We start from the raw sequence: 19,694 nt of genomic DNA, 5'->3' as shown, positions 1-19,694 counted from the left end.
TGGATTCGCTGCCGGCGATTTTGGCCGCGCGCGAATTACGAGAACTGGCGCGCATTATCGCCCAGACCCATCGAGCCGCCCGTACCGTGTTGCTGATGAGCGGTGCGCACGCGCTCAAAACCGGGCTCAGCCCACTCATCGTGCAATGGCTGCGTGACGGCGTGCTCAGTGCCTTGGCGCTCAACGGGGCCGGCATGGTTCACGATTTCGAGTTGGCCTGGGCTGGGCGTACTTCAGAGGATGTCGGTGCGGGGTTAGCCGATGGCAGTTTCGGAATGGCGGAGGAGACCGGCGCCTTTCTCAGTTCGGTGGCGCAGAAGGCGGCAGCAGAAGGACGCGGTTTGGGCGAAGTGGCTGGTCGCGAAATTGTCGCAGCCAAACTGAAATTCCGTGCTCTCAGCGTATTGGCTGCGGCCTATGAAGCGGGCGCGCCGGTAACCGTCCACGTGGCTTTGGGTACCGACATCATCCATATGCATCCCAAGGCTGACGGTGGTGCCATCGGACAAGCCACCCTTACGGATTTCCATCGCCTGACCGAGGTGGTCGCCACGCTTTCGCGCGGCGTGGTGCTCAACCTGGGTTCAGCGGTGATTCTGCCCGAGGTGTTTGTCAAAGCGCTCAATCTGGCCCGTAATCTGGGCCGGCGAGTGGAGCGCCTGACCAGCGCCGACCTGGACTTCATTCGTCAGTATCGGCCCCGGGTCAACGTCCTGCAGCGTCCCACCGCCGGTGACGGGCGCGCGATCGCGCTTACCGGCCATCACGAGATTATGTTTCCTCTATTGGCCGCAGCCGTGGCGACGGAACTGGGCCGATGAGATGCGGCACAAACGCCCTTGCGCGTGCTTTTAAGGTCGCTCATTGTAGAGCAATGGTCGCCGCAGCGCGGTGTATAGCGCTATGAGCAGCGGGATTGCCCTGCCCGCGGTCCAGCCGCTGCGTCTGCTGGTCGTGGGCGAAAGCGTGCTGGATCGCTACCTGTGGGGCAGCGTCGAACGGATCTCGCCCGAAGCCCCCATTCCCGTCCTGCGCGTGGAGCGGCGCGAGGAGCGGCCTGGTAACGCCGCCTTTGTGTGCGCCAACTTGGTTTCGTTGGGCGCCAAGCCCGCGCTGCTCAGTCTGACCGGTGAAGATCTTAATGGCAGTCTGATTGTCGAAACCCTCCAGGACTTAGGCGTTGACACCCGCTCGGTGCTGCAGGATCGGCGCCGACCCACCATCGTTAAGGAGCGAATGCTGGGGTGGGTAATGTCGGCTCAGCGCGCCACGCAGCAACTACTTCGAGTGGACAGCGAAGACGTTCGTCCCATTGAACCGGCGATTGAGGCGCGCCTGTTGGAACTACTCCAGGCCGAGATCGCCGCCATGGACGGCGCGCTGGTGTCGGATCTCAACAAGGGACTGCTGACCCCCGCGCTGCTGCGCGCTCTGATTGACGGCGGCCGGCGTGCGGGCAAGCCGGTGATCGTTGATCCTCGGCTGAGTGACGACCTTTCCATCTATCGTGGGGCCACTGCGCTTACTCCCAATCGCTTCGAGGCGCAGCGTGCTACCGGACTGGACTTATCCAGACCTGCGGCATGGCCGCAAGCAGCGGCACGCTTGATCGAGCAGTTGGAGCTGGACTGCTGCCTTATCACCTTGGATCGCGATGGCATGTATATCGGCACGCGCACCGGTGAAGGTGGCCATATCACCACTCAGCCGCGCGAGGTCTACGACGTGGTGGGGGCGGGCGACGTGGTGCTGACGGTGTTTGGCCTGCTGATGGTCGGCGGTGGCGGCGCTCTTAACGCCGCCCGGATTGCCAACGTGGCGGCCGGGGTGCAGGTGTCGCGCCAAGGCGCGACAATCATATCGCGTGCGGATATCGAACGGGCCCTGCACTTCAACCACCAGACCTCGGTCCACAAGATCGTGGGCTTCGAGGAGCTGGCGCCGCGCCTGGAGCAGCATCGACGCTCTGGCCAGCGCATCTGCTTTACCAACGGCTGCTTTGATCTGCTTCACGCTGGGCACGTCGAATTGCTGGAATTCGCCCGCGCGCAGGGCGACCTGCTGGTCGTGGGGCTCAATGGCGACAGCAGTGTGGCGCAGCTCAAAGGACCCGGCCGGCCGGTTTATCCTGAACTGGATCGGGCGCGCCTGTTGGCGGCACTCGCCGCCGTTGACTACGTCATTTTGTTCGATCATCCGCGGGCCGAGGGCATCATTCGCCTGGTGCGCCCCGATGTGCTGGTCAAGGGGGAAGATTACCGCGGCCAAGTTCTCGACGGTGCTCAGTTTGTCGAAAGCTACGGCGGCCGCGTGGTGCTGGCGCCGCTGTTGGATGGCCGCGCCACCAGCAACACGGTGGCGCGACTGAGCCGCGCCACGGGCTGACCGTCAGACCGCAAGTTTTTAGCCTTCTTTTCCTCTGGCCGATGCGGCGCTAGTGCGCCGCGCGATTTTTTCTCAAATCGCTGATTTCTGACCTAACGTTCATGAGCCAACATGTTAAGGAGACCGCGCGCGCCCAACCCGCGCATCTGAGCGCTGCCCCTGCGCCGAGCTTGGCGACCCCGCTAAACGAAGTAACGCTTGACCTACGCCCCCATCTGATCTACCTCGCGCGCCATTGGCGCGCGCTAAGCCTGACGGCAGGGTTGGCGATGCTGGTGAGTTGGTTTGTCACTTCCTTCGCGATTGCCCGGCAGTATCGGGCCACCGCGGTGCTGCGGCCGCTGGATCGCGCGGCGCTGGGCAGCCAGGCCTCGGCGCAATTGACCGCCCTGATGGGTTTGGAGGGTCGTGGCAGTTCGGACAATTCCGCCGACGCCGAAGAATACATCGCCATCTTGCAAAGCTATGAGTTCACCAGCGCATTGATCCATAAACATCATCTGACCGGCCATCTGCTCGCCGGTGGGAATGGGGCAAAAAATGGCCGACCGTCGAGCTTGAGCTGGCATGACCAGTACCGGCTATACAAGCTGATGAGCCGGCGGTTAAGCTGCGACTATTCACTCAAGACCCGCAACCTGACCATCACTTACGACGACCTCAGCGTGGCCGACGCCGAGCGCATCCTAGGCTATTACATCGACGATTTGCGGATGAAGTTGAGCCGCGAGCAGGCCGACGAGGCACGTACCGCGGTCACGGTGTTGCAGGGCGATGCCACCGGCGCGGTGGACCCCTTATTGCTCAATCAGATTGAGGAGTTGATAGCGGCCCAGATCCAGCGCCAGGAGTTGGCTCAGGCCGAAGCTAATTTCGCCTTCCGGGTGCTGGAGGCTCCAGTCGCGCCGGATTCCCCTGTTCGTCCACGTCGCGGTGTCGATACGGTGGCGGCTGGACTGCTTGCTCTGTTGACTGCCGCCGCCATTTTGCTAACGCGCGCTCTCCTGCGCCAAGAGCTTTCTCTAAGCGCCAACGGCCACTCATTGGCATGAAACCGCGGCGACAAATCGCCGCCTGCATCCGGCTACTATACCTGCTGGCCAATGGCGGGCTTTGGCTTTTGGCCCGATCGCTGTGGCCCCGTCGTCACCCCGCCTCCGTCAACACCATCTGTGTCTGTTACCCCGCCGGAGTGGGCGACTTCGTAGTAGGCTTGCCTGCCCTCGACGCTATCCGCAAGGCTTATCCCGGCGCCCGCCTGTGCCTGCTGACTTGGCCCGAGCGCACGCGTAAGGCCGAAAGCTGGCGGCTTTTGGAGGGGGCGGGTTGGATCGATGAATTCATGGTCTATCCGCCCGACGTTACCCAAAATGCCCGAACGCTGATTGGTATGATTGTGGCGCTGCGCCGGCGTCGGTTCGACTTGTGGTTTCATCTCCCGCGTCATCATTACACCTTGCGTCAAGTATTGTTGGCGATCGCGCTGGCGCGGCTGGCGCGGCCGCGGTGGGCTGGTGGCTTTGGGCTGGCGAAAATTCGCTGGGCAATGGCCGCGCAATCGGAGTTCTTGAATTTTCCCAATCAGTCCCAGCGCCTGCTCGCGGTGCTGGCCCACGCTGGGGTCGGAATTGGCACGCCTCGCTTTCCCCTGCCGGTGCGTTCGCAACATCACCGCGCCGTTTGTGGTTGGCTGGAGCAAGCGGGTTTGGAGGGTCTGCCGCTGGTGGCGCTCGCACCCGGCGCCTTGGTCGCGCTCAAACGCTGGCCGGCGGCGCGCTTTGCGGCGGTGGGACGCGAATTGTCCAAGGTCGGCTACGGAGTGGTCGTGCTGGGGAGTGCGGAAGAAGCCGAGTTGGGGCGGGCGGTAGCGGAGGCTATCGGTGCGGGCGCGCTCAACCTTGCCGGGCGGTGCTCGTTGCTGGAAAGTGCAGCCGCGCTCAAGCATATGAGCTTGCTGATTTGCAACGACTCCGGCCTGCAGCATCTGGCCGCAGCAGTGGGCACGCCTTGCGTGGCCGTGTTCCATTTCGCCGATCTGCACGGTACCTGGCATCCGTGGGGTTCGGCGCATACCGTGCTCAAACGCTGGGTGGAGTGCCATTCCTGCAATCGCACCAGCTGTGCCCATCAGCGCTGCCTGACCGAGATTGGCGTTGCAGAAGTAATTGGCGCGGCGCTACGCAAGCTGCGCTCGCCGGCGCCCGATGCGTCAGGTGGCGGCCCGCCATGGCGGGGAAAATTTGCCCATGTCCCCGACTTGCGCGCGATCAGCGCCCGCCGCTCGGTGCTCGACCCATGAATGCATTGCTCGCCGTGCTTGATGATCGCGTTCCGACCCTGGCCCTGAAGCTGCGCCTGCTCAAGTATCGACTGGGTCGCGCGGCCGAGATGGCGGTGATGCGAAAGTATGTGCGTAAGGGCGATACGGTGATCGATATCGGGGCTCGTCGTGGCCTCTTCACCGGCTATCTGGCCGCTTTGGTGGGTCGTACCGGCTGCGTACATGCCTTCGAGCCCTTGCCGCAAAATCTGGCCGCGCTGCGCGCCAATTTTGCGCGCGATTCACGCGTGGTGCTGCATTCCGTGGCCTTGTCCTCGCGCGAGGGCTGGGCGACCATGCGCGTTCCCGCGCAGTCCAACGGCCGGCTGCGCGATGCGTTGGGCTCGCTGGAGGATATCCATCGCCACAGTCTTAGCGCCGCCCTCGAAGTCCGCTGCCAGCGACTGGACAGTTTGCTGAACGGCCTGGGGCGCCCGACTTTCATCAAGTGCGATGTTGAAGGGCACGAGCTGGAAGTTATGCGCGGCGCGCGCCTGCTGATGGCGCAAGCGCGGCCGGTGTTGCTGGTTGAAATCGAGCAGCGCCACGCGCGCGAACCCATTGCAACGCGCTTCGCCTTTCTCGCCCGCAGCGGGTACCGCGGTTTTCTGCTGGGCGCGGGCGGTGCATTGCGCGCGCTGGAGCTGTTCGATCCCGCGCTCGAACAGCGTGTGCTCGGCCGCGGCTATGCCAACATGTTCGTGTTTCTGCCCCAGCCGGGTCGAGACGAAGGCGAGGCAGCTTGCGGCGAGGGTTGAGTGGACGGCGGCAGGCGCGCAGTTTCGATCAGGTCGTGCCATTGCGCAAGCAGCCGCTCGCAGTTGTACATTTCGCGCACCATGGCGCAGCCGCGCGCGGCGATCGCCGCGGTGCGCTTGGGATGGGCCAGCGCGCGCAGCGTGGCGCTGGCGAAAGACGCGCTGTCACCGGCCAGAAAGGCTTCGTGATCGGGCCGCGGCTCCAGTCCTTCGAAGCCAATTTCGTTGGACACCACCGCCTTGCCCCATGCCATCGCTTCAACCACTTTGGTCTTGATTCCGCTGCCCGAGACGAAGGGAGCGATCAAAAGCGGGATCGCGCGCAGATGCTGTTTCAAATCGGCGACAAAACCCTCGAAGCGGAGGTTGGGATTGCGCGCGTGCGCATGCGCCAGTTCGGGGGGTAGGCCGTTGCCCACGACATGCAGCACAAAATCAGGATGGTGCCGCGCGATTTCGGGCAGGATCTCGTCGAGCAGCAGGCGCAACGCCGCAAGATTGGGCGGATAGCGATGAATCCCCACGAAGTAAGCGCTGTGTGCGGCGAAATCGGGTGGGGCCACGGGTTGTTCCAAATCCAGTTCGGCCAGCATCTGTCGGATCGCCCGGATGTTGCTGGCGCCGGTGCGCCGGCGCAACGCCTCGGCTTCCTGAGGCGAGCACAGGGTGACCGCGCGAAACTGCGAGGGCGCGATGGCTTCGCGCCGCGCTAGTGCGCGTGCCTCATGGCTCAGGATTGGGCGCGCGAGCCAGTTGGCGACAGCGCTCCACGGCGCCCAATGCGATTCCAGCGCCTTGCCGTAAAAATTGGCGCTGGTCCGGGATTCTAAAAATCGACGATAGCGCTCCGAGAGGAGGTCGTGAAGATCCAGAATCTGCGCGCCGCGCCCACGCCAACGTGCGGGCAAAAAGGCAAGCGCGCGAAAGGTATCAAGCATGATCACGTCGGGCATCAGCCAGTCCAGCAGTTGGCCGACCCGCTCTCTCGCCACGCGATTGCCATGAAAGCATTCCTGCATCGGTTGTCCCGCGAGCCGCGCGCGTGCGCAATTAACGACCATGCGCAAAAGCGTGGCGGGCGGAACCAGGGTCAGACTGGCGAAGGGCACCGGCGCGCAAGCGGGCGCGGCCTTGGTCGTATTCAGCGAGACCAGATGTACCTGATAGAAGCGGCACAGCCAGGTCGCGCGGGTCATCAGGGCGCAGACCGTGGGGATCCCGGGCTCGAACAGATCGCGCGAGGCGATCAGGACCAGGCGGGGGCGGTGCCTTTCGCGCGCCGTGATGCTGGGGCTTTGAGCTGCCATTGCTCAAGAAGGTTCGATGGATTGGTCGATTAAGCGACCTCTTGACCGCCAAGGCAAGTAGCCGAATTGTCAAAGCTGATAATTCCGACGGGCAATCTGTTACGCCGCCGGCTGAGTCCGTTCGGTTTGCGGATGTTGGCCCGTTGCTGCGGGCGACGGCCACTGGCGCTGCTTGACGTTGGCTGTGGGACCCAGTCATGTGGGTTGACCCGGCGCTGGCTTAATGTTGCCGAATATCACGGCTTGGATCGCCAACCGAATTGTGCGAGCGCCGCGATGGATCGGTTTTTCGCTACTGACCTGGATCGATCCGATTTGGCGGAAATTCCCGCGGTCTATTACGACGCCGTCGTCATGAGCCATGTTGTCGAGCATCTGCACGACGGTCTGGCCGTGATTGAACGGCTGATGGACAAACTCAAGCCCGAGGGCTGGTTTTACTTGGAGACCCCCTCCTATCGCAGCTACAATCTTCCGTCTGCCCATGGCGTGCTGAACTTTTACGACGATCCCACCCATGTGCGGGTCTACGATATCCGCGCGATTATCGATCGGCTGGCCGCCGGGGGATACCGCATCGAACGCTGGGGGCGTCGCCGTGATTGGCGGCGAGTTATGCTGATGGCGCCGCCGGTGATTCTCTTCAATCTTGGCTACTACCCGCTGCACCGCCAGCTCTATGGGCGCGGATTATGGGATCTTTTAGGGATGGCGAATTTCGTTTTGGCCCAGCGCCGCTAAGGAAATTCACACGGGCGTATTATGGGTGTTTTACAAGGCTATATGCTGATGGCGAACGCTGGGCTTGTAGCCCCATTCGCCTAGCTTGTGCGCCAGTTCGGCCACCAGCGCCGGCGAGCGATGGCGCCCGCCGGTACAACCTACTCCGATTGCCAGGTAGCTGCGCCCTTCGCGCTCGTAGAGCGGTAGGAGGTTGCGCAACAACCCCTCGAATTGGGTGAGAAAAGTCTGGGCGGCAGGCTGTGCCAGCACGAAGGCGCTCACCCGCTCGTTCAGTCCATTGAGCGCACGCAGATCGTCACGGAAATAGGGATTGGGGATAAAACGAACATCCTGCACGATGTCCAGACCGATGGGCATGCCATACTTGAAGCCAAAGGAGACCAGCTCAGTCGCCATCCGCGACCCCGGCGGTGCATCCACGGCCAGACCCGCGATCAGCTCACGCAGCTCGTGCACGCTAATCGTGCTGGTGTCGATCACTCGGGTGGCCCGCTCGCGTAACTCGGCCAAGGCGGTCCGCTCGCGCCGGATGCCCTGGGCCGGATTGACTTCTCCCGCCGCCAAGGGATGAGGGCGGCGCGATTCTGAATAGCGACGCAGCAAAACTTCGTCGGCGGCGTCCAGAAACAGCACCTCCAGGCGATAGCCGCGCTGTTCCTGCTCGGCGAAGACCCGCGGCCATTGCGGGAAAAACAATCGCTCCCGAGCGTCAATCCCCAGCGCTACCCCCTTGAGATGGGGCAGACCGGATTGCAAGGCCAGCTCCAACGCATAGGGCATCAGCACCACGGGTAGATTATCGATGCAGTAAAACCCCAGATCCTCCAGCATCCGCAGCGCGGTAAAGCGGCCCGAGCCGGCGACCCCGGTTACGATCAGGACCCTGGGATATTTCTCCTGCGCCATGGCTTACGCAAAGCCGCTACGGTCACTCGGGCGCGAAGGGCAGCGGTGAGATGCCGCAGTTCACCTGGTCAAGCTCCGCGGGAGGGACATTGCAGTGGTAGAGTGCGGGTGACTGGCGCGGTGGCCGGGCCTCCGATCTAGTGCGATCCTTAACGCAACCTAGTACTTGCTGTCCTCCTCGCAGATGAGGTCGAACAATTCCTCGCGCTTCCCGGCTTCCATCAGACGGCTGCGGAAACTCGGATCGCGCAGTAGGCGCGACACCCGTGCCAGAGCCTTCAGATGCAAGCTGGCAGAGTCCTCGGGCGCGACTAACAGAAAAAACAGGTGCGAGGGTTGCCCATCCAGCGAATTGAAATCAACGCCCTGGCGGCTGCGGCCAAACACCCCGAGGATTTGGTTCAGTCCCTTAAGCTTGCCGTGAGGGATAGCAATGCCATCGCCAATGGCGGTTGAGCCCAGATTTTCGCGCTCGCTCAAAACCGCTGTTACCTGCGCTGGAGTTACTTCTTTATGGGCGGTGCATAGGCAGGCGGACAATTCGGCCAGGACTTCGTTTTTGGTGGTGCCGCGCAGTTCGGGAACGATCATTTCAGCAGAAAGAATTTCAGTTATCTTCATCGCTTGAGTTGCCGTTCAGACCTGCGTCGACCGCGGCCGCGACGCTCGGCGTCGCTGCGCTCGCAGCCCAAGGCCCTTCGGTTCTTCATACATTGGCTTAGGGTGCGGCCATGAGGCAAGGGGCGCCCTGGTCCCGATCGCTCGGCGTCCTGGTGGTTGTGCCGCTACCTCGCGCGGTTTCCTCTAATCGACTTGCTTGCGCCGTGCCGACGGCAAAATGCCCAGGGCTTGACGATATTTGGCCACCGTGCGGCGGGCGATATTGATCTCCGACTGGCGCAAACTTTCCGCAATGGCCTGGTCCGAGAGCGGGTCGCGCCGGTTTTCCAGGCTCACCATCTGCCGAATCTTGTCTTTGACCGTCTCCGCGCTGACGTCCTCGCCGCTGGCCCCCTTGACCCCCGAGGTGAAAAAAAACTTCAGCTCGAAAGTTCCCTGGGGCGTGTGCGCGTATTTGTTGGCGGTGGCCCGGCTGATGGTGGACTCATGCATCCCGATGTCGTCGGCGACGTCCTTGAGCACCAGATGGCGCAGATGGCTGATGCCGTGATCGAAAAAATCGCGCTGAAATTTCACGATCGAGCAGGCGACCTTGTAGATCGTCTGCTGGCGCTGATAAATCGACTTGACCAGCCACTGTGCCGAACGTAGCCGCTCCTGCAAATAGCCCTTGGTCTCGGCGCTGGCCTCGCCATCCTGCAGCACCCGCCGGTAGTAACTCGACAGGCGCAGCCGTGGCACCGCCTCCTCATTGAGCGAGACCGCGTATTCGTCATCGATCTTGTGGATGATTACGTCGGGGACGATATAGACCGCTTCCTGGCCACCATAATCGCGCCCCGGCTTGGGCTCCAGCAGCGAAATCACCTTGGCAGCCTGGGATACCAGGGTCACTGGCACATTGAGCGCCTTAGCGATTTCGGCATACCGATGGCGCTCGAGCAGATCCAGATGCGAGCGCACCAGGCGGGCGGCGAGCGAGTCCTCCATCCCCAGGTTGGCCAGTTGCAAATTAAGGCATTCGCTCAAGTCGCGAGCCGCCACTCCCGGCGGGTCTAGCCGCTGAACCCGCTTGAGCACTGCTTCGATCCGAGCTGGCTCGCATTCCAGTAAACTGGCCAATTCACTCAGCGGCGTTTCCAGATAACCGTCCTCATTGAGGTTATACACGATGGCGGCGGCGATCTGCTTTTCCTGGGGGCTGAAGGAGGCCAACCGCAATTGCCAAATCAAGTGGTCTTCCAACGAGGTTTTGCGGGTCAGCGTGTTCTCCACCGTTGGCCGCCGTTCCTCGTCTTCGCCACCCCCTAGCGAACCTTCCTGCCAGTTATTGGAATAGTTCTCGGCATACTCCTTCCAGTCCAGCTTCTCCAGCGCCCCAAGCTCGCGCAACTCCACCGCCGCGTCGTGTGAGGGCGCCTCCGTCGGCGTCTCAGGCGCGGGCAAATTCGACTCCTCCGCCTCGGAGGGAAGCTCATTCAGTGGTTCGCCGTCGCCGTGGACCGCAGCCTCGCCGCTCTCCACCGGGCTCTCGCTGCTGCCGGGTTCGGCCAGCTCCAGCATTGGGTTCTGTTCCAGCTCACGTTGGACCACCAGCTCCAGCTCCGGCACCGCCAACTGCAGGATCTTGATAGCCTGCTGGAGTTGCGGCGTCATCACCAGCTGCTGACGCAGGCGTAAATCTTGTCCGAGCTTTACCTCAAGGGCCATCTGGGTAAATCAATCGCTTCAGTTCAGGGGGTACTGACTTGTTGCTGGTCGGCCGCGCGCGGAAAAATCACCGCGTTGGCTCCTTCGACCACGCTTTTCTGGCTATCAAGATATACGATAATTCGGTTGCCAGCCACTTGGTTGGGACCGTCGTGCAAAACCGGTTGTCCGGTCATTTCCAAGGTGTGATGGATCTCGTCCAGCACGGCTCGCTCACCGGTGGCCCAGCGTCCGCCTTGACGCACACGTACGTCGCCTTCGGCCACGATGCGGTCGATGCCGGTAAATTTGTCGGCATAGAACACGCGCAAGGTCTGGCTGGTCAAGGTCGCGCCGCTTTGGGTGGCCTGAACCTTTCCGCTGAAGAGCACCGAGCGGGCCTTATAATCGACGCTCAGGGTGTCAGCCTTGATCCTGACGGGGCCGTTACCGGCGGTAAAGCGAAAAGGGCTGAACGGCGCGGTTGCCGCCTGCTGGGTGGCCACCATCGACGCCGCATCGGCCCCGCGGGCCGGCTTGGAGACAGCACCCACGGCACTTTTCGCAACCGCGTTCGTCTTGGCCGAGGCCGGCGAGCCCTGGGCGGCCGGAATGATCGCGGGCGTCCACAACACGCCTGCGATTACGCAGGCGAGCAGCCAGCTCCTTCCACGTATGCTTGCAATCCCCCGAGGGGCTTTCGTCTGTGGGCTACGAGGGCTGCGCTGCGCCATTTTGTTTGATCGTGACCTGGGTATCGGTCTGCGCCTTCAAGGTAAACGTCTGTGCGCGGGGATGCGCGTCCAGACCCACTCCGCGAACACTGAATTGGGGACCGTCGATGGTAACCGGCCCGGCGGCTTGCAGATCGTCGCGATCGGGAAAGAAAGTGGCCTTGTCGGTAGTAATCACCATCCCTTTGTAATTGAGCACCAGTCCGCCGGAGAAGTCGGCTTGCAGCACGTGATTGCCTTGCAGCTTGAGCAATACGCGTTGGGCATGTGCCGACATGTCCTTGCCATCATCTAATTTCATGCTTAGCTCGGCCCCGCTGAGGCGGGCTGAGGCGCGGTCATTGCTATAGGCCGCTTCTTTGGCCTGCAACTGCCACAGCTCGTGATCGCCTTTCATCTGCGTCCAGTGGAAATTGTGGGCGTCCAACAGAGTTCCGGGTACCAATTTAACCGCGCGCGCCAACAATCGTTGTTGGCGGTCGCGCTTGCCCACTACCCACACCGCGCTGATGACTATCACCAGCAGTGCGCCGATTCCGATCCCAGCCAAGGCCTTGGCAATGGAGCGCGGGCTCATTGGTAACAAAGCTATCAGGCCGCTCAAGCCCCGGTAAACTGGGCCCGCGCGGCTGACTCAGGGCAAGCAGTGCGCGCGGACTACCCGGTCCAACTCGCGCAGTTGCGCCAGCAGGCCCGGCAACTCGGCCAAGGCGAGCGAATTGGGCCCGTCGCTGAGCGCGCGCTCGGGCTCCTCGTGCACTTCCATGAATACCCCGTCCACCCCGGCCGCCACCGCAGCTCGCGCCAGCGGCGCGATAAACTGGCGTTGGCCTTCGGAGCGGTCTCCGCCCGCGCCGGGCAACTGCACCGAATGAGTGGCGTCGAACACCACCGGGTAACCCAGCTCCCTCATCACCACCAGGGAGCGGAAATCACTGACCAAATTGTTGTAACCGAAGCTGGCCCCGCGCTCGGTCAGGATGATGCGCCGATTGCCGGTGGCTTCGACCTTGGCCACCGCCGCTCGCATGTCCCAGGGCGCAGAGAATTGTCCTTTCTTGAGGTTGACCGCGCAACCGCTGCGCCCAACCGCCTGCACCAGGTCGGTCTGACGTGACAGCAGCGCCGGAACCTGCAGGATATCGGCCACCGCCGCCGCCGCTTGCACTTGCCAGGGCTCATGCACGTCGGTCAGCACCGGTAGTCCGGTCTCACGCTTGACCGCGGCCAGGATTCGCAGCCCCTCCTCCAGGCCCGGTCCCCGAAAGGAGCCGTGGCTGGTGCGATTGGCCTTGTCGAAAGAAGACTTGAAGACCAGCTCCAAATCGGCCTGACGGGCAATTTCTTTAAGCTTGTGGGCGTGACGCAGGCAGGCTTGAGCGCTCTCGATCACGCAGGGACCGGCGATGATCGCCAAGCGCTCACCGCCGAACAGCACACTTCCGGCCTTTACCGGGGTGATACTCACGATGCCGCCACCGGCCGCAACTGGCGCACCTTGGGAGGTTCGGACTTCTGTGCGCGTCGCTCAATCGCGGCTCGCACCAGGCCGCGGAACAAGGGATGGCAATCCAGCGGGCGCGAGCGCAACTCGGGATGGAACTGGCAGCCCAAAAACCAGGGATGTCCGGTAAGCTCCATAATCTCGACCAAGCTGCCGTCGGGCGCGGTTCCGGTGGCGGCCAAGCCGGCCTTCTCCAAGGCCTCGCGGTAGCGATTGTTGACCTCGTAACGATGGCGATGGCGTTCGGAGATCTGGCTGCGGCGGTAGAGGCGGGCCGCCAGCGAGTTGGCCCGCAGGGCGCAGGGATAGCTTCCCAACCGCATCGAGCCGCCCTTTTGGGTCAAGTTCTGCTGCGCCTCCATCAAATCGATCACCGGCTCGGGAGCGTTGGGGTCAAACTCGCGTGAGTTAGCGCGGCGCAGCCCCAGCACGTTGCGCGCGAACTCGATCACCATCACCTGCAGGCCCAGGCAGATGCCCAAAATCGGAAGTGCGTTTTCGCGCGCGCAGCGCACCGCGGCGATTTTGCCTTCGATCCCACGCTCGCCGAAACCGCCGGGAATGATCAGCCCGTCGGCATTGCGCAAAAGCGCGACCGGATCGCCCTGCTCCAATTCCTCGGCATCGATGTAGTCTATCTTGACCCGTGCGTCGTTGCTAATCCCGCCATGGGCGATCGCCTCGTGCAGGCTCTTGTAGGAATCGACCAAGTTGACGTATTTACCCACCACCGCGATATTGACTGCCAGCTTGGGATTTTGCGCCACCTTGACGATCCGCCGCCAGCGCCCCAGATTGGGTGCTCCGGTCCAGATATTGAGCTTGTCTACGACGCGCTGATCCAGTCCCTCCTCGCGGAAGGCCAGCGGCACTTCATAGATGGTTTCCACGTCGCGCGCCGCGATCACGCACTCGTCCTCGACGTTGCAAAAGTGCGCGATCTTGGCCTTGACCTTCTTCTCCAGCGCGCGGTCGCTGCGACAGAGCAGGATGTCGGGTTGAATTCCCATTCCAGTCAGCTCCTTGACGCTGTGCTGGGTGGGTTTGGTTTTGAGTTCGCCTGCGGCGGGAATAAAGGGGACCAGGGTCAGATGGATGTACAGCGCATTTTCACGACCGCGATCCCAGCGAAACTGCCGAATCGCTTCCAGGAAGGGCAAACTCTCGATATCGCCCACCGTGCCGCCTATCTCGACGATCAGGATATCGACGCCGACCGCGGCCTCGTCGATCCGTCGCTTGATCTCGTCGGTGATGTGAGGAATGACCTGAACCGTGGCGCCCAGGTAATCGCCCCGGCGTTCCTTTTGGATCACGGTGTCGTAAATCTGACCGGTGGTGCAGTTGTTGCGCCGGCTCATTCCGGTCTGCACGAAGCGCTCGTAGTGGCCCAAGTCCAGGTCGGTCTCGGCGCCGTCATCGGTAACATAGACCTCGCCGTGCTGAAGCGGGCTCATGGTGCCTGGATCGACGTTGATGTAAGGGTCCATCTTGAGGAAGCTTACCTTCAATCCGCGCGCTTCCAACAGCGCTCCCAACGAGGCCGCCGCCAGCCCTTTGCCCAGGGAGGAGACCACTCCACCGGTGACAAAGATAAATTTGGTCGTGCTGCGCTTTTCCGCCATCCTAAGCTCCGTTTCTACCCTCGCTGGGGCGGGCCGCTTCTTGGGCGCGCGCTAGATCTTCGGGGGTATCGATTTCCAACGAGGGGTGCGCCGCGGGCGCGACCCGAATCGCAAAGCCGTTTTCCAGCGCGCGCAGCTGTTCCAGCATCTCGATGCGTTCCAGAACTCCGGGGGGCAAGCTAGCAAACTTCAATAGAAAGCCGCGCCGGTAAGCATATACCCCCAGGTGCCGGCGGGCGTTGACAGGCAGGCTGCCCTCGCGAGGAAAGGGGATCCCGGCACGAGAAAAGTATAAGGCATTGCCACGGCTGTCGCACACCACCTTGACCACGTTGGGATTGCTCCACTCCGCCTGATTCAGCAACGGAGTAGCCAGCGTGGCCATCGCCAAGCGCGGCTCGGCCCGCATCGGCGCTACCAGCGCCGTGAGGTCGGCGGCCGCCACGAAAGGCAGATCGCCTTGGACGTTGAGATAGATAGCGGCGCGCAGCGAGCGCGCCACTTCGGCCACCCGGTCGGTGCCGCTGGGATGATCGGGCGAGGTCATGCGTACCTCGCCGCCGGCTTGGCGCACTACCGCCGCGATCTGGTCATGATCGGTGGCGACGACGACTCGATCGATGGCGGAGCAGGCGCACACGCTGCGCCAGACCCGCACCACCATCGGCACGCCGCCAATTTCGCGCAACGGCTTGGCCGGTAGGCGGCTGGAGCCGTAGCGGGCGGGAATCACCGCGATTACCGCCATCGTCTGCTCTCGGCGCCGGCCCTGCTTCGGCTTCAGGCGCGCGTGCGGTTGCGGCGCAGGCGCCGTTGGCGCGCTTTGACCTGCTGCGGACTGCTGCGTCGTTTGCGACCCAAGCGAGCGTTGCGCCGATTGCGCTGACGAGCGGCTATCTTCATTGTGCTCCTTCAACTGCGCCCCGAACCGCGGCCACCGCTTTTGGATAACCGTCCAGCGCCGGGTTGCGTCCCTCGGCGGCCCGCGCTTCGGTCGCCGGAATCATTTGGTCGTTGACCCCGACCGCCAGTGGCGAGAGAGCCGCCACCGTGGTCAGAACCCGCGCGCCCTCGCGCACCTGCACGACTCCCAGCGGGCTGCCGGTCAACAACGGACCGTTGATGACTGGAGGTATATCATAAGTGAGATGCAGATCCGACGCCGTGCGCTTTGGTACCAGCAAGCGCACCGACTGGCCTGCCACCGGCTTGATCCGCATTCCCGAGGCGACCTGCACCGTGACCGGTAACGGTTGCCCGCGCCGCAACATCGTGACCGCGGTCCAATTGTCAAAGCCCCACTGCAGCAGGCGCGCTGATTGACGAAAGCGTTCGGGATTGGAGGGCGCGCCCAAAACCACGCTGAGCAGGCGCAAATCGCCCCGTTTGGCGGTGGCGGTCAGACCGAAGCCGGCATGAAAGGTGAAGCCAGTCTTGAGGCCATCGCAGCCTTCGAAATGGCCGATCAAATGATTGGTGTTGTGGAGCATTATTTCGCCGTGATCGAAGGGGCAACTTTCCAGGCTGGACCAGCGCAGCAAATCGGTACGATGGATCAGCGCACGCGCCACGATCGCCAGATCGCGCGCGTCGGTTACATCGACATCGTGGCCGGGAGTGGGCGGCAAGCCATTGACGGTGTTGTAATGGGTGGAGGTCAGCCCCAGCCGACGCGCTTCTTGATTCATCAGGCGTACGCAGCCGGGTACCGAACCGCCGATCTTTTCCCCGACCGCGACCGCGGCATTGTTGGCCGAGCGAATCAGCGCTGCTTTCATCAACTCGCCCAGTGGGTAGACCTGGCCTGCCCGCAACGCAATCCCGGTGCCGCCGGTGGCAGCGGCCAGAGGGGAAATCACCACCGGATCGTTGAGGGAAAAGCGGCCGGCTTGAATCTGCTGCTCGGCTACCAGCAGCATCATCATCTTCGCCATCGAGGCTGGCGGCCAGGGCATGTCGGCGTTATAGGCGTACAGCACCTGGCCGGTATCAGCATCCTCCACCAGCGCCGCCTTGAAGGGCGCCACGCTAGCTGCCGCATGGTGATGATGATGGTGATGTTTATGCGTCTGGCTTATCGCGGCCGGTGCGCCCACCGCCCCCGCCAGGATGAGCACGGCACTGCTGCCCAGGCTTGTCAACCAAACCGATACCCTCCGCCACACGGCCCCATCTCCTGCTTGCGGTTTGCTCGCCGAACGGCGCCCGTTCAGCGAGGATGTGAAAAGCTCGTCTTAACCTTCTTAATCTGGTCGTGTTGAGCCTGCTCCAGGATCGCCAAGTTGTCGCGTGCCGGTTGGTACGCCGGCCACAACCGTACCAGATCGCTCCATTCTCGGCGGGCGCGCTCATAATGCCCCTGCTCGGCGTAGATCACGCCCAGGGTATTGAGAGCGTCCAGCTGCGCGGGATCGAGCTGGAGTGAGAGCAACACCTCCTGCTGCGCTTGCCCGAGCATCCCGCGCCGTTCATAAGCTAGTGCCAAGTTGAAATGAGTTTCGGGCCTATCCGGTCCCAGCAAGGTCGCTAACTGCAGCACGTCGGTGGCTGCGCGCAAGCTGTGATTTTCCAAGTAAAGCAACCCCAGGTTCAGAAACAGCGCCCAGTCACTGAGCCCCAGGTCGATTGCATCCCGATATTGGGTCAGTTCAGCCTCGTGGTCGCCCAGCATGCCATAGGCAAAGCCCAGATGGTAATGGGCCAAAGCGTTGTCGGGATGCTCGCGGATAACCTCACGGTGGCGCCGGATCGCCTCGGGGTAATCCTCCATGCCAAGAAAATAATCAGCCAGCGGATTGCAAACTTCGCTATCCGCGTTAGCCATTGGAAGCTCCGCGATGGCCGCCTGCAGGGGACGCGCCGCCGGCAGCCCCGCCAAAAACGCGCATATCAAGCCCCACGCGAAGAGACGTTTACCCACTGTAGCCGGAGCTCAACTACCCTCGTGCGCTCGTGGGCTTAGTGTAGCAGGACTGTCCGGCGATTAGAATGCCACGATCACCTAACCGGCAGCTATTTCTTTCAATCGGGTGAAAATTTCGCCAGCCCTAATGACAACTTTAGGTTTGCCGACACACTTGCTCAAGGCCTGCGGCGGCCCGATCCAGGCCGCCGCGCTGCCTGCTCATGCCGGCAGGCTGCGGAAAGCCTCTCCGCAGCCTGCTCCCCTTCTTTTGATCCCCACCTGGTCAGGAGGAGACAATTAAGGAAAGAAGCCCTTTATGCAGCGTGCTGCGTTTCAGCACCGCCTTGGTGGCCTTCGGAACAGCCGTTTGAGCACAGACTACTAGGAGGCTTTGCTGGCCGAACCGCTCCCGGTCTTAGAGGACTTGCGATGCTTGCGCTTGACCACGTGATGGTGTTTGGTTTTTTTGGTCTTGGCCTTGGTCGTGGTCGGCGCCGACATCGTGCCACTGCCCGCCGTGCTGCCCTCTTGCGCCAACATCGGTGTCGCCAAGGCCGTCAAGAATGCACATGCCGCCGCGATTGCTAGAAGCCGTTTCATAATCTTTGTCCCTTTTCCTCCGCCGTCGACGAAATGCCGATGGTCAGGGCAACACTATAGCCATTTGAAGATGATTGGCAAACCCGAGCTATTAATCAGCTAAAGGAAAATCCGCGCGCTTAGCCGCCCGCCCCTCGCCGGGGAGCGCTCAAATCACTGCTCTGGTGGACGGGTATTACGCAATTGCCGATAGAGCCGGAACAATTCTCCGAAGGCGCGCGCGATGACCTTCAGGCTGGCCCCCGATTGTTCGCCCGCCAGCCGCGGCAGATGATCGACCTCAACTTCCACGATCCGAGCACGCCGCGCTCCCACCTTAACCATTAATTCGGTAGAGATCATCGCCCCTTGCGAGCGCAAATCCAGTGACTCGATAAACTCCCGCCGAAACAACTTGAAACCGCAATCGATGTCGTGCAGGCGCAGACCAAACAACAAACCCACCAGCATCGTCCAGGCCTTGCCGTTGACTTGACGCATCAAAGGGTCAGCACGCCGGATGCGCCGCCCCACGACCACATCGGCTCCCGGTGTTTGAGCTACCAAGCGCGCGATCTGGGCGGCATCGAATTGACCATCGCCGTCGCACAACAGCACCCACGCCATCCGCGCCGCGCTCAAGCCCGAGGTCACCGCCCCGCCATAGCCGCGGTTGACGCTATGATGAACCACACGCAAGTGGGAGTCGGCCGTGGCCAACTGATCGGCGATCTGGCCAGTCTGGTCGCGACTGCCGTCGTCGACCACGATAATTTCGTAGCGGTCCGCTACTTTGGGTAGCTCGGCCCGGAAATTATCCACCACTCGGCGCAGATTAAGTGCTTCATTATGACAGGGCAGGAAGACGCTGAGCGAGGGCAACCGGACCGCTGTCCATTCCGCCATGGGCGGCGCCCCACTCATAGCTTGATCTCCATCGAAAAGGAGCTTACCTCAACGTGATCCGAGGCCGCCTTTAGGCAGGCGTGCCCAGCTTTCCTTGAGGACATCCCCACAAACCTACGCCAATAATCGATCGCCCTGCCATGGAGATCGTGTCGGAGCCTATGCGGGATTAGTCACCCACGGACCGGTAGCCGCCGCGAAAAAATAACAACGGGCGCCCTTCGCGCGTTTCGGCCTGCTCGATCTGGCCTATATAAATTGTGTGATCGCCACCGTCACAGGCGCCGTAAAGCTTGCACTCCAGATAGGCCAGCGCGCCGTGAATAATCGGGCAGCCGTTGGCCCCGCGCTGATAAGCCACCCCTTCGAACTTATTGGTCCCGCTGGTGGCAAAGCGCCGCGAAAGGTCTTCCTGATCCTCGGCCAGGATGTTAACAGTGAATACGCGGCTGCTCTCGAAGCAGGGGTAGCTTTCCGTTCGCTTGTCCACGCAGGCCAGTAATAAGGGCGGATCGAGCGATACCGAGGTTAGAGAATTGGCGGTCATGCCATGCAGTACGCCTTCCGATGAGAAGGTGGTGATGACCGCCACGCCGGTGGCAAAATGCCCCATCACGCGGCGTAATTCGTTCCTTTCGATCGGCATCGGCTTAGGCTATTAAGCGGCCCGATGCTACCAACGCCACCGCTCAGGGTCAATTACAACGGCTA

Annotated in this window: 21 protein-coding genes; 6 read left to right on the top strand and 15 right to left on the bottom strand. The window is 62.2% G+C overall.

What is annotated here, in order from left to right:
• From VKV28_11815 to VKV28_11795, 5 genes are all read left to right on the top strand, one after another.
• On the top strand, positions 1-821 hold an 821-nt coding region (locus VKV28_11815; GenBank protein HLH77484.1), incomplete at its 5' end, for a hypothetical protein.
• An 82-nt stretch (positions 822-903) separates the two neighbouring features.
• Positions 904-2,385 (top strand): bifunctional heptose 7-phosphate kinase/heptose 1-phosphate adenyltransferase, encoded by a 1,482-nt coding sequence (locus VKV28_11810; protein ID HLH77483.1) that lies wholly within the window; start codon positions 904-906, stop codon positions 2,383-2,385.
• 101 nt (positions 2,386-2,486) lie between these two features.
• A complete protein-coding gene (locus tag VKV28_11805; protein HLH77482.1) occupies positions 2,487-3,437 on the top strand; it encodes a hypothetical protein in 951 nt (316 codons plus the stop codon).
• A complete protein-coding gene (locus VKV28_11800; protein HLH77481.1) occupies positions 3,434-4,684 on the top strand; it encodes a glycosyltransferase family 9 protein in 1,251 nt (416 codons plus the stop codon). The genes VKV28_11805 and VKV28_11800 overlap by 4 nt, the downstream gene beginning before the upstream one ends.
• Positions 4,681-5,463 carry an FkbM family methyltransferase gene (locus VKV28_11795; protein HLH77480.1) on the top strand — a complete coding sequence of 261 codons (783 nt, stop codon included), beginning with the start codon at positions 4,681-4,683 and terminating at the stop codon, positions 5,461-5,463. The genes VKV28_11800 and VKV28_11795 overlap by 4 nt, the downstream gene beginning before the upstream one ends.
• On the opposite strand, the gene VKV28_11790 is transcribed toward VKV28_11795, so the two are convergent.
• A complete protein-coding gene (locus VKV28_11790) occupies positions 5,391-6,770 on the bottom strand; it encodes a glycosyltransferase (GenBank protein HLH77479.1) in 1,380 nt (459 codons plus the stop codon). The two genes, VKV28_11795 and VKV28_11790, sit on opposite strands and share 73 nt — an antisense overlap.
• 66 nt (positions 6,771-6,836) lie before the next feature.
• On the opposite strand from VKV28_11790, the gene VKV28_11785 reads away from it, so the two are divergent.
• On the top strand, positions 6,837-7,511 hold the full coding sequence (locus tag VKV28_11785; protein ID HLH77478.1) for a class I SAM-dependent methyltransferase: 675 nt from the start codon (positions 6,837-6,839) through the stop codon (positions 7,509-7,511).
• 30 nt (positions 7,512-7,541) lie between these two features.
• On the opposite strand, the gene rapZ is transcribed toward VKV28_11785, so the two are convergent.
• From rapZ to VKV28_11715, 14 genes are all read right to left on the bottom strand, one after another.
• The gene (gene rapZ / locus VKV28_11780; protein HLH77477.1) at positions 7,542-8,420 is read right to left on the bottom strand and encodes an RNase adapter RapZ; all 879 of its coding nucleotides are present in this window, start codon (positions 8,418-8,420) and stop codon (positions 7,542-7,544) included.
• A 159-nt stretch (positions 8,421-8,579) separates the two neighbouring features.
• A complete protein-coding gene (locus VKV28_11775) occupies positions 8,580-9,041 on the bottom strand; it encodes a PTS sugar transporter subunit IIA (GenBank protein HLH77476.1) in 462 nt (153 codons plus the stop codon).
• Positions 9,042-9,224: 183 nt separating this feature from the next.
• Positions 9,225-10,751, bottom strand: coding sequence for an RNA polymerase factor sigma-54 (gene rpoN, locus VKV28_11770; protein HLH77475.1), 1,527 nt, complete (start codon positions 10,749-10,751; stop codon positions 9,225-9,227).
• Between the two features lie 23 nt (positions 10,752-10,774).
• Positions 10,775-11,365 (bottom strand): LptA/OstA family protein, encoded by a 591-nt coding sequence (locus tag VKV28_11765; protein ID HLH77474.1) that lies wholly within the window; start codon positions 11,363-11,365, stop codon positions 10,775-10,777.
• Positions 11,366-11,441: 76 nt separating this feature from the next.
• Positions 11,442-12,041, bottom strand: coding sequence for an LPS export ABC transporter periplasmic protein LptC (lptC, locus tag VKV28_11760; GenBank protein ID HLH77473.1), 600 nt, complete (start codon positions 12,039-12,041; stop codon positions 11,442-11,444).
• 57 nt (positions 12,042-12,098) lie between these two features.
• Positions 12,099-12,932 (bottom strand): 3-deoxy-8-phosphooctulonate synthase, encoded by an 834-nt coding sequence (gene kdsA / locus VKV28_11755; GenBank protein HLH77472.1) that lies wholly within the window; start codon positions 12,930-12,932, stop codon positions 12,099-12,101.
• Positions 12,929-14,593: a CTP synthase gene (locus tag VKV28_11750; GenBank protein ID HLH77471.1), complete on the bottom strand. Its 1,665-nt coding sequence runs from the start codon at positions 14,591-14,593 to the stop codon at positions 12,929-12,931. The genes kdsA and VKV28_11750 overlap by 4 nt, the downstream gene beginning before the upstream one ends.
• A gap of 1 nt (position 14,594) precedes the next feature.
• Positions 14,595-15,341, bottom strand: coding sequence for a 3-deoxy-manno-octulosonate cytidylyltransferase (gene kdsB, locus VKV28_11745; protein HLH77470.1), 747 nt, complete (start codon positions 15,339-15,341; stop codon positions 14,595-14,597).
• 32 nt (positions 15,342-15,373) lie between these two features.
• Complete coding sequence (locus VKV28_11740; protein HLH77469.1) at positions 15,374-15,496, bottom strand: hypothetical protein; 123 nt, start codon at positions 15,494-15,496, stop codon at positions 15,374-15,376.
• On the bottom strand, positions 15,493-16,758 hold the full coding sequence (locus tag VKV28_11735; GenBank protein HLH77468.1) for a serine hydrolase: 1,266 nt from the start codon (positions 16,756-16,758) through the stop codon (positions 15,493-15,495). The genes VKV28_11740 and VKV28_11735 overlap by 4 nt, the downstream gene beginning before the upstream one ends.
• A gap of 44 nt (positions 16,759-16,802) precedes the next feature.
• Positions 16,803-17,417 (bottom strand): tetratricopeptide repeat protein, encoded by a 615-nt coding sequence (locus tag VKV28_11730; GenBank protein HLH77467.1) that lies wholly within the window; start codon positions 17,415-17,417, stop codon positions 16,803-16,805.
• Positions 17,418-17,879: 462 nt separating this feature from the next.
• Positions 17,880-18,098, bottom strand: a complete 219-nt coding sequence (locus VKV28_11725; protein ID HLH77466.1) for a hypothetical protein — start codon at positions 18,096-18,098, stop codon at positions 17,880-17,882.
• A gap of 153 nt (positions 18,099-18,251) precedes the next feature.
• Positions 18,252-18,983, bottom strand: a complete 732-nt coding sequence (locus tag VKV28_11720) for a glycosyltransferase family 2 protein (protein HLH77465.1) — start codon at positions 18,981-18,983, stop codon at positions 18,252-18,254.
• Positions 18,984-19,152: 169 nt separating this feature from the next.
• Complete coding sequence (locus VKV28_11715; protein HLH77464.1) at positions 19,153-19,629, bottom strand: flavin reductase family protein; 477 nt, start codon at positions 19,627-19,629, stop codon at positions 19,153-19,155.
• Between the last annotated feature and the right edge of the window lie 65 nt (positions 19,630-19,694).

The organism is Candidatus Binataceae bacterium, assembly GCA_035294265.1.
GTDB lineage: Bacteria > Desulfobacterota > Binatia > Binatales > Binataceae > DATGLK01.
The sequence above is the reverse complement of the archived record's forward strand: the minus strand, read 5'-3'. Positions and strand labels throughout refer to the sequence as shown.